The sequence below is a fragment of the Flavobacterium sangjuense genome, assembly GCF_004797125.1.
GTDB classification, from domain to species: Bacteria; Bacteroidota; Bacteroidia; order Flavobacteriales; family Flavobacteriaceae; genus Flavobacterium; species Flavobacterium sangjuense.
In genome coordinates this window covers 1680236-1694886 of record NZ_CP038810.1, presented here as the reverse complement: position 1 = coordinate 1694886, position 14651 = coordinate 1680236, and the positions used below count along the sequence as shown (strand labels likewise).

Genomic DNA, 14651 nt, shown 5'->3' with positions numbered 1-14651 from the left:
TCGTTAAGGGTGGCAATAATACAAAAAAATCCTCAATCTGATGAACAAATTGAGGATTTGAAGTTGCTTCTCGATACTTTCAAAATCAAAGCTTTTGAAAACTCGAAGTGACGAGGAAATTTATCCTTTTAACCAATATTTATTTAATCCCTTTTTTGATTCGTCTGTGAATGTATATCCTTCGACTTCATCAAAATCTAATTTTACCTTTCCTTTTATGGTTTGCTCAACACCATCTCTTTTAATTTTAACACTGATATCATCATCTGTTTTCCAGCCTTGGCTTATCATTATCAGGTCGTAAATATTGTCAAGATTATACGGTTTGTCATTAAATGCCATAATAGTATCACCGCCTTTTAAGCCCAAAGTATTCATAAAACTATTCAACTTTCCACCAGGAACTACCATAATTTCTTTTGTAGCAGGATTTACCGTGATGAATGGGATTTTTTGATCTTTCAAAAATGGATTTGCCTGTACCTGTACTTTAGCTTTGTGAACGCCCACTTTAGCAAAATAGTCGTCATACGGAATTGGTGTTGGTCCGGCAACATAGGTATTTAAAAACTCGCCTACTTCAGGATAGGTCAGTTTGGTTATTACACCAAAAAGTTCTTCATCATCAAAAGATTTTTTTACGCCATACATATTTGACAAATCTTTCATTAGGTTTAAAATTCCTTTTTTACCATCGCTTTTTTCACGAATGATAATATCAATGCACATCCCAATTAAAGCGCCTTTTTCGTATACATTTAAGTACTGATCTTTATAGGGTGCAACCAAAACATTGGCACTCATTTCAGTAAACGGCATCGTATCGTTCATTCTCTTAGCATGACTCATTTTTTCAACCATTCTTTCGTAAAACTCGTCTGCAGTAATCAGCCCTTGATTTACCTGAAATAAATTAGCAAAATATTCGGTTACGCCTTCGTACATCCATAAATGTTTTGACATCTTTGGGTTGCTGTAATCAAAATATTCAATCTCTTTAGAATGAATAGCCAGCGGCGTTACGGTGTGGAAAAACTCATGCGACACTACATCTTTTAATTGCTCCTCCAAGCTTTCTTTATCCATACTTTCAGGGAAAACTACAGTTGTTGAAGTATGGTGTTCCAATGCTCCGTAACCTTTAGCATCATTTTTTTCATCATCCGATAAGTACAATAAAACAGTATATCTTTTGTTGTTATTTATAGAGCCTAAAAATGCTTTTTGAGCACGCATTGTTCTCTCTAAATCAGGCAATAATTCCTTTGCAGAATGCACGCCATTTGGAGAATAAACACTGAAAACAATCTCCATTCCGTCAACCATGAACGTTTCATAATCTGATTTAGAATACATAATTGGATTATCTGTCAAATCAAAATAACGGCTTGCCATAAAGGTATCTACAGTATCGCTTTTATCAGAGTCTATTAAAGAAGTAGCACCTTTAAGATCCTTTGGATGTAGAATAGTAAGTTTATATGGAATCTCGGTTAGTTGTTTTTTGTCTTCAAAATAACCCACAAAACCATGATTGTTTACCACGAAGTTTTTACCTTCTAAAATATTTGTTCCGGAAGGCGAAAATATATCTTCCTTCATAAAGCCTTTCCCTACTTCAGAATCGTAAGTGTCATTTACATAATAAGTCACTTTTGCTAACGATTTGGCATTGGAAATTTTCCATGAATTATCATCGGTTTTAGTCGTTGCTAATTCTTTTCCGCTTTTATCAAATGCTTTGAAATCATCAATTAGTTTTCCGTAATTATCTGTAGAATAAGTTCCCGGAACTGTCTTTGGAATGTGGAAAATAATTTCCCTTGAATTGAACTTTGGAGGTGTTATGGTCACACCAACCTTATCGTCTTTTATTTTGTTTAAATCAATAACGGCAATCACCTGATTTAAATTTACAATCGTTTTTGACTGTTCCTTGGCTGGTAATTTTTTTGCCACCGATTTCATTTGTGCATTTGCAGTATAACCGAAAACAGCTAAAGCAAAAAGGGCACTTACAATTAGTTTCTTCATTACTAAAAATTTATTTTTCAAATATGTCCCCAAATGTAATTATTAGTTACACCTCTTTTTACTTTTTTAGATATGATTAACTAAATCATTAGCAGTATTAAATAAAAAAACTCTTGTTGAACAAGAGTTTTTTTATTAGTCAAATTTATTTTTGATGTAGTATTTGCTGTCTAAATCATCAAAGTCATCAATGATTGGCTTTGGTTTTGGCTTACTTCCGGCTGCTTTCTTTTTCCAAAGTTCAAATTTGTCTTTTGGTAAGCGTTTGCGCATTAATTCGGTAACTTCATTTTCAGTAAGCCCAAATTCTTCTTTAATTACTTCAAAAGGCTTTCTTTCCTCCTGAGCCATGCTGACAACTCGTTCTAATTCTTCGTTGTCAAGTTCAACTAGTCTACTTTTTTTCATTTCTGTAAAAGCATTTAAATACTAAGAATGTTAGTGGTTAATTCGTAATTCAATATTAGTAAAAAAAATAATTAGTTTGCAAACATCAATATTATTTTTTTTTAATCTTAAGAATTCGGTGAACGCCTTTTTTGAAAAGGTATCATCAACAAATTTGAAAGTTTGTTATTTTCTTCGGGTTTCATGTGTGTATCAACGCCGTAAACTAATTTCTCTCTGTCAAGTGTTTTAAAAGTGCCGAACAATCGGTCCCAAACCGAGAAAATATTGCCGTAATTACTATCGGTATAAGGCAAAACGTAATGATGATGGACTTTGTGCATATCGGGAGAAACAATAAAATAGCTTAGAATCCTATCGAGTTTTTTGGGTAAAGTGATATTAGCATGATTAAATTGTGTCGCCACAACGGATAAAGTTTGGTATAAAAAAACCATCCACATTGGGCAACCGACAATCAAAACACCGAGCGTCGTAAAAATAAACCGCAACACACTTTCGCCCGGATGATGCCTGTTGGCCGAAGTCGTGTCAATCCAGGTATCAGTATGATGTATCAAATGAAACCGCCACAAAAATTTGACTTTATGCTCTATCAGATGAATTAAATAAGCTCCGATTAAATCCAAAAGTAGCAAACCAATTATCGTATAAATCCAAATATTGAATTCGGGTAACCAGTTTAGAAATCCAAAATGATTTTCGGTTGCCCAATCAGCCGCTTTTAATAAAATAATGGCCAAACAGAAATTAACGATTATGGTGGTAACTGTAAAAAAGATATTGATTCCGGCGTGCTGCCATTTGTCATAACTGAATTTAAAAAAGGGAACAGCCGTTTCTATCAGCCAAAAGAAAGCAATTCCACCGGCTAAAATCAGCGCTCTGTGCGAAGACGGAATCGTAGAAAAATAATTTATAATCTCGTCCATGATTAGTTTTTTTATCAAATATAACAAAACTACTTATTTGATAATTCGGAAAGTCAGATTTATTCTTGGACCAATTGCCGCAGCTGTTTTCGGAATTTGATGTTTCCAGAAATGCTGTGTCGAACCTTTCATAATAAGCAAACTTCCGTGTTCCAGATTGATTTTCAGCTTTTGTTCTTTAATCGTATTATGCTGCAAATGGAAATACCTTTCGGCACCAAAACTCACCGAAGCAATAACTGGATTTCGTCCTAATTCTTTTTCATTATCGGCATGCCAGCCGTTGCTGTCTTTTCCGTCGCGATAATAGTTGAGCAAAACTGTGGTAAAGTTTTCCTGGCAGATTTCCTCAATTTCATTTTTAATAAACATCAATAACGGATTCCAATGATGTGGCTGCATTACAATATTTGAATAACCGTATGGTTTTCCTTCGTTGCCAAAAAGTGCCGTCAATCTGGGTTGTGGATGTGTTTTTCCAAAAACAGTGATGTTATCCTGCTGCCACGGAATTTCGTTTTTTAGTTTCTCGAAAAACTCATTAGCGCGATGGCTTTCAAAGAAATTAGGATAATAGTCAATGTCGGCATCCGGCAAGGAAAAATGCAATGGCTCTTTGGAGAAAAGTGAATTCATAACACAAAAATAAAGAGAAAAAGAGGATTGATTTCGCTCTTTTTCTCTTAAAGACATTGGTTAGGTAAATTTATTTATTCAGTATCTGATTTCTGTAATAACATTTTATAGATGAAACCACCAACTATTGCTCCGGCAATTGGTGCTGCCCAAAACAACCAAACCTGATTTAATGGTTCACCACCAGTAAAAATAGCCTGTGATAAAGAACGAGCAGGATTTACGGATGTATTTGTAATTGGAATACTCACCAAGTGAATTAATGTTAAGCCCAAACCAATAGCAACGCCTGCAAATTTTCCGTTGGCGAATTTATCGGTTGCTCCCAAAATTATAAGCAAAAAGAATGCTGTTAAAACGAATTCGGCTGCAAAGCAGGAAATCATCGAATAACCATCGGGAGAAAAAGCATCAAAACCGTTGGAGGCAAAAGCACCGGCTTTGGTATTGTCGATAACGTTACCTGTTTTTCCGGACCAGATAAAGAAAAGTGTTCCTGCAGCTGCAATCGCTCCGGCACATTGCGAAACAATGTATGGCAACAATTCTTTTGCTGAAAATCTTCCTCCTGCCCAAAGTCCGAAAGAAACCGCTGGATTGAAATGTCCACCAGAAATATGACCAACAGCATAAGCCATTGTCAAAACGGTTAATCCAAATGCTAAAGCAACACCGGCAAATCCGATTCCTAAATTAGGGATTCCTGCTGCAAACAACGCACTTCCACAGCCGCCAAAGACAAGCCAGTAAGTACCAAAAAATTCTGCAAATAATTTTTTCATAAGTTTAGTTTTAAGTCGTGAAAATCACGATTGGTTGGTAAACTAAAATTAGAAAGGAAATTACTTGTTATAAAATGAGTTGAAGCAAACTTATTAACAAGGTTCTGAACTAACTATGAATTACGAATTATGAATTTGGTGTTTGAATCGAAAAGAAAATTAAATGACAATCGGAAACTTTATACCAAAGTTTCTTTCTGACATGTTAGTGAATTTTCATTGCGTCTTAGTGACTTTGCGAGCCAGTTAAATCTCGCAAAGTCACTAAGACACAAAGCTTTTTGAAAATTTATGCAAGCATCAAGTCCATCTTCTTTGCTTGATGTAATCTTTCCGATAGTCACTGAAAATAATTTATCCGCCAATGGCAATCATGCTTCTATTTTGAGAAAATAGTTCAGGATTCTGGAATTTCAAGTCGTCGTCCATTCCGGCTCGAACCGCTTTTTTAGAAAGCAGGTTTTGTTCAATTAATGGAATGATAGATTCACCGGCACGAAGAACTTCGAGCAGTGATGTTTCAGAATTTGAAAACAAGCAGTTTTTTAGCTTTCCGTCAGCCGTTAAACGAATGCGGTTGCAGGTGCTGCAAAACGGATTCGTAACCGAACTGATGATAGCGAAGCTTCCCAGATGCGAATTAATTTTGAAGTTTTTGGCAGTATCATTTGGCGAATCTTGCAAACGTTCGATTTCGGAAATGGTATATTTCGATTGTATGGTTTCCAAAATTTCGGCATACGAAACCAACTTCGACTTATCCCATTGGTTACCACTGAACGGCATGAATTCTATAAAACGAACCTGAACATTTTTGCTTTTTGTCACAGCAATAAAATCAAGTATTTCATTGTCATTAAATGACTTAATCAAAACTACGTTAAGTTTAACATTAAATTTTTCCCTCAGCAATAAATCAATGTTTTTCTGAACAATATCAAAATATTCACGTCTGGTAATTTGGTTAAACTTGTCTTTTACCAAACTGTCAATGCTAATGTTTACGGTTTTAATTCCGGCTTCTTTGAACGTTTCAATAAAGTTGGAAACAAGAATTCCGTTAGTCGTAATGGATAAATTCACACCTAATTTCCCCAATCTCAAAATAACATCTCTAGCATCTTTCCGAACCAAAGGTTCACCACCAGTCAATCTGATTTTAGTCACACCAAGATTGACAAAGGTTTGCGCAATGGAAACAATTTCATCAGCCGTCATCAAATGCGACTTTGGCGTAAGCGAGATTCCGTCTTCAGGCATGCAATACGTACATCTCAAATTACAGTGTTCCGTAATCGAAATGCGCAAATAATCGTGTTTGCGTCCGAATGTATCCTGCAAAAGACTATTATTTTCCATGATCAAAACCATTCAACAATTGAAACAAATGCAATACAGACGGAAAAACTGCATCTATTGATTCTGCCGCGCCATTGGTTGAACCAGGTAAAGCCATAAGCAAAGTCTGTCCTTTAAACCCAACAACACTTCTGGACAACATCGCAAACGGAGTGCGTTCTTGTCCGTACGAGCGAATAGCTTCTTCAATTCCCGGAATTCTTCTGTCAATCAAAGGAATAATGGCTTCCGGAGTGATATCTCTTTTAGACAAACCGGTTCCGCCAGCCAGAATAATCAAATCCGTTTTCTTATTGCAAAGCTGGTTTACATTATTTTGAATTTCTTTTATTTCGTCGGGAATGATGTCATAGTTAGCAATCGTCAACCCTATTTTTTCAAGCTTTTCTGTAATGATTTTACCTGCGCTGTCTTTCTTCTTTCCGGCCGAAACACTATCAGAACAAACTAAAACAGCCACATTTAAGCTTGGGCTTTGCTTTACATCATAATCTGATTTTCCGCCTTTTTTGTGGAGTAATTTTACAGTTGAAATTTCAACGTTTTTATCAATTGGCTTCAACATATCATACATCGTCAACGCTACAATTGACGCGCCATGCATGGCTTCAACCTCAACACCGGTTTTGTAAATCGTCTTTACCGTAACTTCAATTTTGATGCTTTCTTTCAAACACTCGAAATGTATTCCGGTATACTCAATTGGTATTGGATGACAGTCCGGAATTGCGCTTGAGGTGTTTTTAACCGCAAATAAACCAGCAGTTCTCGACACTTCCAACACATCGCCTTTTGGAACTTTTTTGTCCAAAATTGCCTGAATCGTTTCCGCCGAGCCAACGGTTACAATGGCTTGTGCCGTCGCAGTTCTTAACGTTGTGATTTTATGTGTGATATCAACCATTTTATGTGTTTTTTTTCCAGGTATAGCTTTCGTCTTCAAAGATTTCCTTACCAAATACCGGAACTTTTTGTTTTATTTCTTCTACCAAAAATTCTAACGCTTCAAAAACTACTTTTCTTCGTGGCGCAGAAACAAAGACAAACAAACAAATTTCGCCCGTTTTTACAACTCCTAAGCTGTGATAAATATGCATACAAGTTAATTGATATTTGGCGAAAGCCGCTTCGCGTATCTCGTAAAAACTTTGCTCCGCCATTTCTTCATAAGCCGAATAATCAATTGCCACAACAGTTTTGCCATCAATTTCATCGGCACGAACCTGACCAAGGAAAATATTGTGCGCGCCAATAGTGGTTTTACTTTGGTGCTTCGCAACGGAATTTCCAATGAACTGTGAGGAAATTGCTCCCTGAATGAATGTTGTTTTTTTAGGTTTATCTGTTGTCATTATTTATTCTCTCTAAAGATTCTATTCCGTTTTGCAAATGAAAAACATTGATAAATCCTTTTTTTATAAGATATTCAACAGCTAGTTCACTTCTGTTTCCGTGTTGACAAACCAGAATTATTTTTTGGTTTGAATCAACGTCTTTCAGGAAGTTATCTAACTGTGACAAAGGTACGTTTTTGATAGTTTCCAAATCCAATTTTGGTTCTTCATATTCTTCCCTGATATCAATTATCAGCGAATCATCATTGGTGAAAAAATCGGTTATCGAGATGCTTTTATTTATAAAATTATTTTCGTTTATTAAATTTGTATCTTTTTGAATTTTAATAGTTTGAAAACTATTATCTAAACTATTATACAATAATAATTCACCACTCAAAACTTCTCCGATTTCCAGGATAATTTTCAATACTTCATTCGCCTGCAGCGTTCCTAAAACATTAGGTAAAACTCCCAAAACTCCCGAATCGTTACAATTTGGAATGACTTCTAACCGATCATCTTCCGGAAATAAACAACGGTAAGTTGGTCCGTTTTTATAATTGAAAACCGAAAGCTGCCCTTCGAATTTATGAATCGAAGCATAAACCATCGGAATTCCTTTTGCCACTGCTACATCGTTTATCAGATAGCGTGTCGGAATATTGTCTGTACAATCGATAATGATTTGGTAATCAGAAACAATTTCAAGGCAATTTTGCTTGGCGAAATATTCTGAATACCGAATTATGCTTACTTCCGGGTTTTGTTTTAAAGTAACTTCAGCAGCAACTTCGACTTTATTTCTACCGCAATCATTCAACGAATATAGAAACTGCCGATGCAAATTGGTTTCATCTACAACATCACCATCAACAAGACCGATAGTTCCAACTCCGGCACCAGCAAGATTTTGCAAAACAGGACAACCCAAACCACCAACGCCAATAATTAAAACTCTGGCTTCGGCTAGTTTTTTTTGCCCTGAAATTCCAATTTCAGGCATGACAATTTGTCTTTCGTATCGTTTCATTTTGTTTAAATTTTAACCTCCGGCAAACTGCGGCAAAAAAGCAATTATATCGTTGTTTTTTAACGAAATATCATTTTGTAAGAATTTTTTATTTACAGCTATTGAATAATTAATAACCAGTATTTTAGGATATTTTATTTCAATTTTTGATTGTAGCAATTTTAACGTATTTGACTCATCATCGATAAAAAATGACTCTTCCTTTTTTTTGGTAATATCTGCTAAAATTCCGAAATATTTGACTGTAATTTCCATTAGGTTGTGTACAATTTAAAGATAGCAATCAGTAAAACCAAAGCCAAAACATTTCGCAACATTTGAACGTTCATTTTTTTGCTTCCGAAGTAACCTCCGAGAATTCCACCAACCAAAACTACGGCTATCAAAGATAGCGAAGAAATTGGCAGGATTCCACCTTTGGACACAAATCCGAAAAGCCCGGAAACAGAATTCACCAAAATAAACAAAGCCGAAACTGCTGCGCTTTTTTTGATATCTGCCCAACCCAAAAGCAAAATCACCGGACTCAAGATGATACCGCCACCAATGCCTATCAATCCTGATAAAAATCCGATTACGGCTCCAATGAATAAGGCTAAAGGAATGTTTATTGGTTTTAATTCTCCTTTTTGTTTTCCTAATATACCAACTAATCTTCCTACGGCAAATAATAAAACCGTGGCTAAAATGATTTTATAGATGTGCGTTTCAATCGTAAGGCTTCCACCTAAAAAAGAGAATGGAATTGAGGTTATGGCAAAAGGATAAAACAATTTCCTTTCAAACTTCTTTTCACGATAATAAAAATAAAAAGAAATAGCCGAAACCAATATATTCAACACCAAAGCGGTTGGTTTCATATACGTAACCGGAAACGCAAACAAACTCATCAAAGCCAAATAGCCACTTGCTCCACCATGACCGACGCTGGCATATAAAAATGCTACAAGCAGCAATAAAATGAGTAATAACGGAGATTGAATGAGTTCGCCAGCAAGCATAGTTGTAAAAATTAACGAACCGTAAATATAAAGACAATTATGATTTTAGATAAGATAAACCGAAACTTTATCGCCTTTTGACAATTGATAATTCCCATTTGGAACATAAACCAAAGCGTTCGCAAGAGCAAACGAATTCAACATTCCCGAATCCTGATGTGATAAAATCGTAACTTCATCATCAACAATAAAGGCTTTCAAAAACTGACTACGCGGATTATCAACGGTAAAATCATGAGCTAAACTCTTCTTCAGTTGTGAACCATAAGTGTGTTTTATTCCCGAACGTCTTTGCAGTGTTGGCAACACATACACATAAAAGCAAGTCAAACTCGCTGCCGGATTTCCGGGTAAGGCAAAGATAAGTTTATCGTTTTGTTTCCCAACCAACAAAGGTTTTCCTGGTTTTTGATTGACTTTATAAAACAACGTTTCGACTTCTAAACTTTCTAAAGCTTTGCCTACGAAATCATAATCACCAACAGAAATTCCACCCGAAACCAAGACAACATCATTCTCATTGATTGCTTTTTTTAGTGTGCTTTTCGTGTTTTCAAAATCATCGTTGACTTTGTAAAGCGAAACAGTATTAAAATTTGCATCAAATAAAGCCGTTTGCAGCATTATTGTGTTGCTTTCGTACACTTTTCCGTTTGGCAAATTTTCACCTGCTGAAATCAGCTCATTTCCGGTTACAACAATTCCAACAGAAGGCTTTTGAAATACTTTGACTTTGGTAATCCCCAATCCCGTTAAAAACCCGATTGCTGCCGGGTTTAAAAACGTGCCTTCTTCCAAAGCAACTGCGTCTTTAGTAATCTGTGCGCCGAGTTGACGGATATTGGTTTCCGGTTTTATATTTTCTTGAAGAAACAAATCAGAATTCGTAACGCTAACTTTCTCAATCTGGATTACAGCCTGAGCCGAATTGGGAACAGCGGCACCAGTGAATATTTTTACGGCTTGACCGGGCTTTAATTCATTTGTAAAGAAATCACCTGCTTTGACTTCACCAACAATTTCATACTGTAACGAATCGTGCAACGCAATCGCGAAACCATCCATCGTTGCCTGTCTAAACGGCGGCATATTGATTGGCGAATAAACCGTTTCAGCTAAAACATGATTACGTGCTTCCAATAGCGAAAGCTCTACTACTCTTTTGGAATAATTCAGATTTTCAAGAATCGAAAAGGCTTCGGAAGTAGAAATCATCTGTTTTGGTTTTTAACTCTGATTAACTGTGCGGCAACACTAATCGCGATTTCCTGAGTTGTTTCGCTTTTGATATCAATGCCAATTGGCGCATAGACTTTGGCAATATTATCTTTATCAAAACCATCTTCAACCATTTTTGAAAACAGTGTTGCTATTTTTTCCTTGCTTCCAAGCAGTCCAATGTATTTGAATTTTTTGTCGATTAACCTGCGAATGATAATATCATCTGTTCGGTAACCAAACGACATAATCACTACATAAACATCATTTCCTTCTGGAATATAATTTTGAATTTGTTCAAATTCGACGGTTTGTCTTGAATGCACGAAGTTATTCTGCATCATCGTATTCAAATTCTCGCGATGATCAAGAATATGAATCTCAAAATCCATACGTGAAAGCACTTCGCTCAACGCCAAACCTACATGTCCGCCTCCAATGATATAGACTTTTTGTGGTAGCGAATTGGTTTCGGTAAACGACCATTCCGGGTTTTCGGAAGTGACATTAATTCCGAAATTGTTGTATGTAATCTCGAAATTTTCTTCCGTTATAATTTGATTCACCAACGGAAGAAAATCAGCTTTAATATCATAAAAAGCAATCGTCTGCTGCCCCGAACATATCATTCCCGATTGGTCTTTGGGTGCCGATTTATCGTGGATTTGGTGTTTTATAAATGGTTGAAAAGTTGGTTTGTCCAAAAGCGATTGTGCATATTCCACCAACTTATGTTCCATGATTCCGCCGCCAATCGTTCCGAACATTCCGTGTTTAGTAACTGACATCTTAAAACCTTTTCGTCCCGGACTGCTGCCTTCATTGGCAATCACAACCATCAGTACCAATCGCTTTTCGGATTGAAGACTTTGGGAAACGCTTCTATAAAAATCTAAAATCATTGTTTCGGTTTATGAAACGACTACTATGTTTGAAAAAACGAAGTTATAGAAATATTATTTAACATAATTTGGAGAGACACATGTTTTCCAATATTCAACTATCGTTTTTAATGTTTTTCTTAAATCATCATAAGTACGAGGCTTGACAAAAAAACCCTGAACTGATTTTGAATATGCATCAATTATATGTTGCTGTTCATTACTTGTAGAGAAAAATAAATACGGAGTGCATTTAAGATTTAAATCTTCATTGTTATGGATTTTTTCCCTAAGTTCCATTCCGTTTAACTTGGGCATATTGATGTCCGAAAACACAATAAAAGGTTCTACATGATTGTTTACTAAATGATCGAGCGCTAGTTCACCATCTCCAAAAAAGAGTATTTCATTTTTATAACCTAATTCCTCAAATACTTCCGCCATCAGTTCCTGATCATCCATGTCGTCTTCAATAACTATTATTGGTCCATTTTTATTCATAAAGTCTTTTTGAAAATTAAATTATCCGTCGGCTAAACTACGCTTTTAATATCTGATACAGACTGCTTTCTTACAACTCATTTTAAACTTTAAGTCAGAACTTACATAGGATGGAATCCATAATTATTTCTGATTTCAAAAATTAACTTTTTATCCTTAAGTTTGTATGTTTGCCTTTCTGGTAAATCCAAAATAAAAAATCGTGCACGAAAGAAAAATATACAGCAACCGAGTTTGGGTTGAAAATAAACTACAACCAGCAACCATAAGTTTTACCAACGAAAAAATCATTTCCATTGATTTCAAAAAATTGGATGATGCTGAAGATTATGGCAATGCGGTTATAATGCCAGGCGTTATTGATGTTCATGTTCATATCAACGAACCCGGAAGAACCGAATGGGAAGGTTTTGAAACCGCTACTCAGGCTGCAGCTGCCGGAGGTTCTACGACTATTATTGATATGCCTTTGAATGCGAGTCCGGTTACGACAACACTTGATGCTTTTAACCAAAAACTGGAAGCCTCAAAAGGCAAAATGAATGTCAATGTTGGTTTTTATGCCGGATTGATTCCCGGAAATGCTCCACATTTAGAATCACTTATTGGTGCCGGAGTTGTAGGCGTAAAATGCTTTCTGACACATTCCGGTATTGATGAATTTCCGAATGTAACCGAAAAAGATTTAGACGAAGCAATGCCAATCATTGCAAAATATAATATTCCTTTATTAGCGCACTGCGAATTATATGATACCGAAGTTGAATGTGATTTCGAAAATAATCCAACAAGCTACCAACATTATTTAGCGAGTCGTCCAAAGAAATGGGAGAATGACGCCATCGATTTGATGATTAGAATGTGCCGCAAACACAATTGTCCCGTTCATATCGTTCATGTCGCATCTGCGGAAGCGTTATCTAAAATTGAAGCTGCAAAAAAAGAAGGCTTACCGATTACAGCCGAAACCTGTACACAATATATTTTCTTTAATGCGGAAGATATTCCTGACGGAAACTGCATTTACAAATGCGCACCGCCAATTCGGGAAAAGGCAAATAATGAACAATTGAAAAGCGCTTTTGCTTCAGGAGTTTTGGACTTCATTACAACCGACCACTCGCCTGCTCCGCCAAACATTAAGGAAATGGAAAGCGGCAATCTGAAAAAAGCCTGGGGCGGAATTGCAGGCATTCAATTCTTGTTGACTGCTTCATGGACGGCACTTAAAAATACAATGTCATTGGATCAATTTATTCCGTTAGTGACTTCAAAACCAGCTGCTTTTATTAAGGCTTCAACCAAAGGAACAATCCAAATTGATAACGACGCCGACTTTGTAATCTGGAATCCTGACGCAATCGATTTAGTAAAAGCGGAGGACATTTTTTTCAGATATAAAATAAGTCCATATATTGCGCAAAACTTAAACGGTCAAGTGCTTGAAACTATAGTAAATGGCACAACTGTTTATCACAATAAATCAATACAAAACAAAAATAAAGGACAATGGCTTTTGCAAAAGTAACCGAGATTATAAAAGAATCACCAGCATTTACAGCACTTACCGACTTAGCCGCAGAACGTTTAGGCGGAAAGGTTTTATATGCTACCGATGATTTCTTTGCCGAAAAAGAAAACCTAATTCTGCCAACACGTGGCATATTCATACACGACAAATACACTGACAGAGGAAAATGGATGGACGGTTGGGAAAGCCGCAGAAAAAGGACTCCGGGACACGATTGGGCGATTATCCAATTGGCAACTTCGGGAAAGATTAAGGGTTTTGATATCGACACCAATTTCTTTTTGGGGAATCATCCGCCACATGCTTCAGTTGAAGCCATTAATTTGCCAAATGCTGAAGGAATTACGGATTGGGAACATTTAGCATGGAAAGAGATTCTGCCTCAATCACATTTGGATGCGGGTTCACAGAATTTCTACGAATGCGAAAGCGATGAAATCTTTACCCATTTGCGTCTGCATATTTATCCTGATGGCGGCGTTGCGCGTTTCAGAGTTTATGGCGAAGTTTTCAAAAACTGGGACGCTGTTTCTGCTAATGATACTATAGATTTGGCTGCCGCGATTAACGGCGGACAAGCGATTGCCTGCAATGATATGTTCTTTAGCGCGATGAGTAATTTGATTATGCCAAATCGTGGTGCGAATATGGGCGACGGTTGGGAAACCAAAAGAAACCGTACGCCAAACAATCGTGACTGGGTTATTCTGAAACTGGCTCACAAAGGAACAGTTGACAAAATCGTTGTTGACACTTGCCATTTCAAAGGAAATTATCCTGATAGTTGCTCGATTGAATGCTGCGTAAGCGATAATGACGATGCTGTTATTAATGCTGGCAATTGGCAGACTTTGTTACCTCAGCAAAAATTAAGTGCCGACAACGAACACGAATTTGTAAAAGAAATTAGTAGTCATAACGCCATCACTCACGTTCGATTGAACATCTTCCCTGATGGTGGAATCAGTCGTTTAAGATTGTTTGGTAAAATCAGTTAACTA

Annotated in this window: 16 protein-coding genes; 2 read left to right on the top strand and 14 right to left on the bottom strand. The window is 36.5% G+C overall.

The features are described from left to right. Nucleotides 1–120 precede the first annotated feature (120 nt). The 14 genes from GS03_RS07350 to GS03_RS07285 all read right to left on the bottom strand — a co-directional run bounded on the left by GS03_RS07350 (nucleotide 121) and on the right by GS03_RS07285 (nucleotide 12119). Nucleotides 121–2034, bottom strand: a complete 1914-nt coding sequence (locus tag GS03_RS07350; RefSeq protein WP_136151896.1) for a M61 family metallopeptidase — start codon at nucleotides 2032–2034, stop codon at nucleotides 121–123. Nucleotides 2035–2169: 135 nt separating this feature from the next. Beyond that, nucleotides 2170–2442, bottom strand: a complete 273-nt coding sequence (locus tag GS03_RS07345) for a TIGR03643 family protein (protein WP_136151895.1) — start codon at nucleotides 2440–2442, stop codon at nucleotides 2170–2172. 107 nt (nucleotides 2443–2549) lie between these two features. Further along, nucleotides 2550–3374 carry a sterol desaturase family protein gene (locus tag GS03_RS07340; protein WP_136151894.1) on the bottom strand — a complete coding sequence of 275 codons (825 nt, stop codon included), beginning with the start codon at nucleotides 3372–3374 and terminating at the stop codon, nucleotides 2550–2552. A gap of 33 nt (nucleotides 3375–3407) precedes the next feature. Then, a complete protein-coding gene (locus GS03_RS07335) occupies nucleotides 3408–4010 on the bottom strand; it encodes an alpha-ketoglutarate-dependent dioxygenase AlkB family protein (protein ID WP_136151893.1) in 603 nt (200 codons plus the stop codon). Nucleotides 4011–4084: 74 nt separating this feature from the next. Next, nucleotides 4085–4792: an aquaporin Z gene (gene aqpZ / locus GS03_RS07330; protein ID WP_136151892.1), complete on the bottom strand. Its 708-nt coding sequence runs from the start codon at nucleotides 4790–4792 to the stop codon at nucleotides 4085–4087. 354 nt (nucleotides 4793–5146) lie between these two features. Then, nucleotides 5147–6154, bottom strand: a complete 1008-nt coding sequence (moaA, locus tag GS03_RS07325) for a GTP 3',8-cyclase MoaA (RefSeq protein ID WP_136153088.1) — start codon at nucleotides 6152–6154, stop codon at nucleotides 5147–5149. Next, complete coding sequence (gene moaCB / locus GS03_RS07320; RefSeq protein ID WP_136151891.1) at nucleotides 6141–7055, bottom strand: bifunctional molybdenum cofactor biosynthesis protein MoaC/MoaB; 915 nt, start codon at nucleotides 7053–7055, stop codon at nucleotides 6141–6143. Before moaCB ends, moaA begins: the two co-directional genes overlap by 14 nt. A 1-nt stretch (nucleotide 7056) precedes the next feature. Then, a complete protein-coding gene (locus tag GS03_RS07315) occupies nucleotides 7057–7503 on the bottom strand; it encodes a molybdenum cofactor biosynthesis protein MoaE (protein ID WP_136151890.1) in 447 nt (148 codons plus the stop codon). Then, nucleotides 7490–8518: a HesA/MoeB/ThiF family protein gene (locus GS03_RS07310; protein ID WP_136151889.1), complete on the bottom strand. Its 1029-nt coding sequence runs from the start codon at nucleotides 8516–8518 to the stop codon at nucleotides 7490–7492. Before GS03_RS07310 ends, GS03_RS07315 begins: the two co-directional genes overlap by 14 nt. Before the next feature lie 12 nt (nucleotides 8519–8530). Next, entirely contained in the window at nucleotides 8531–8773 is a 243-nt protein-coding gene (locus GS03_RS07305) for a MoaD/ThiS family protein (RefSeq protein ID WP_136151888.1), read from the bottom strand. Beyond that, nucleotides 8773–9519, bottom strand: coding sequence for a sulfite exporter TauE/SafE family protein (locus tag GS03_RS07300; RefSeq protein ID WP_136151887.1), 747 nt, complete (start codon nucleotides 9517–9519; stop codon nucleotides 8773–8775). Before GS03_RS07300 ends, GS03_RS07305 begins: the two co-directional genes overlap by 1 nt. A gap of 45 nt (nucleotides 9520–9564) precedes the next feature. Further along, nucleotides 9565–10734 carry a molybdopterin molybdotransferase MoeA gene (locus GS03_RS07295; protein WP_136151886.1) on the bottom strand — a complete coding sequence of 390 codons (1170 nt, stop codon included), beginning with the start codon at nucleotides 10732–10734 and terminating at the stop codon, nucleotides 9565–9567. After that, nucleotides 10731–11639: an XdhC family protein gene (locus tag GS03_RS07290; protein WP_136151885.1), complete on the bottom strand. Its 909-nt coding sequence runs from the start codon at nucleotides 11637–11639 to the stop codon at nucleotides 10731–10733. Before GS03_RS07290 ends, GS03_RS07295 begins: the two co-directional genes overlap by 4 nt. A gap of 54 nt (nucleotides 11640–11693) precedes the next feature. Beyond that, nucleotides 11694–12119, bottom strand: coding sequence for a response regulator (locus tag GS03_RS07285; protein ID WP_136151884.1), 426 nt, complete (start codon nucleotides 12117–12119; stop codon nucleotides 11694–11696). Between the two features lie 202 nt (nucleotides 12120–12321). Between GS03_RS07285 and allB the strand changes: the two genes are divergently transcribed. Both allB and alc read left to right on the top strand, forming a co-directional pair. Then, nucleotides 12322–13647, top strand: a complete 1326-nt coding sequence (gene allB, locus GS03_RS07280) for an allantoinase AllB (protein ID WP_168710284.1) — start codon at nucleotides 12322–12324, stop codon at nucleotides 13645–13647. Next, nucleotides 13629–14648, top strand: coding sequence for an allantoicase (gene alc / locus GS03_RS07275; protein ID WP_136151882.1), 1020 nt, complete (start codon nucleotides 13629–13631; stop codon nucleotides 14646–14648). The genes allB and alc overlap by 19 nt, the downstream gene beginning before the upstream one ends. Nucleotides 14649–14651 lie beyond the last annotated feature (3 nt).

Excerpts from the sequence above, each read along its gene's own strand:
- aqpZ (WP_136151892.1), bottom strand. The coding sequence starts at position 4,792 with ATGAAAAAATTATTTGCAGAATTTTTTGGTACTTACTGGCTTGTCTTT.
- GS03_RS07335 (WP_136151893.1), bottom strand. The coding sequence starts at position 4,010 with ATGAATTCACTTTTCTCCAAAGAGCCATTGCATTTTTCCTTGCCGGAT.
- GS03_RS07285 (WP_136151884.1), bottom strand. The coding sequence starts at position 12,119 with ATGAATAAAAATGGACCAATAATAGTTATTGAAGACGACATGGATGAT.
- GS03_RS07345 (WP_136151895.1), bottom strand. The coding sequence starts at position 2,442 with ATGAAAAAAAGTAGACTAGTTGAACTTGACAACGAAGAATTAGAACGA.
- GS03_RS07315 (WP_136151890.1), bottom strand. The coding sequence starts at position 7,503 with ATGACAACAGATAAACCTAAAAAAACAACATTCATTCAGGGAGCAATT.
- GS03_RS07350 (WP_136151896.1), bottom strand. The coding sequence starts at position 2,034 with ATGAAGAAACTAATTGTAAGTGCCCTTTTTGCTTTAGCTGTTTTCGGT.
- GS03_RS07295 (WP_136151886.1), bottom strand. The coding sequence starts at position 10,734 with ATGATTTCTACTTCCGAAGCCTTTTCGATTCTTGAAAATCTGAATTAT.
- GS03_RS07300 (WP_136151887.1), bottom strand. The coding sequence starts at position 9,519 with ATGCTTGCTGGCGAACTCATTCAATCTCCGTTATTACTCATTTTATTG.
- GS03_RS07305 (WP_136151888.1), bottom strand. The coding sequence starts at position 8,773 with ATGGAAATTACAGTCAAATATTTCGGAATTTTAGCAGATATTACCAAA.
- alc (WP_136151882.1), top strand. The coding sequence starts at position 13,629 with ATGGCTTTTGCAAAAGTAACCGAGATTATAAAAGAATCACCAGCATTT.
- GS03_RS07310 (WP_136151889.1), bottom strand. The coding sequence starts at position 8,518 with ATGAAACGATACGAAAGACAAATTGTCATGCCTGAAATTGGAATTTCA.
- moaCB (WP_136151891.1), bottom strand. The coding sequence starts at position 7,055 with ATGGTTGATATCACACATAAAATCACAACGTTAAGAACTGCGACGGCA.
- GS03_RS07340 (WP_136151894.1), bottom strand. The coding sequence starts at position 3,374 with ATGGACGAGATTATAAATTATTTTTCTACGATTCCGTCTTCGCACAGA.
- GS03_RS07290 (WP_136151885.1), bottom strand. The coding sequence starts at position 11,639 with ATGATTTTAGATTTTTATAGAAGCGTTTCCCAAAGTCTTCAATCCGAA.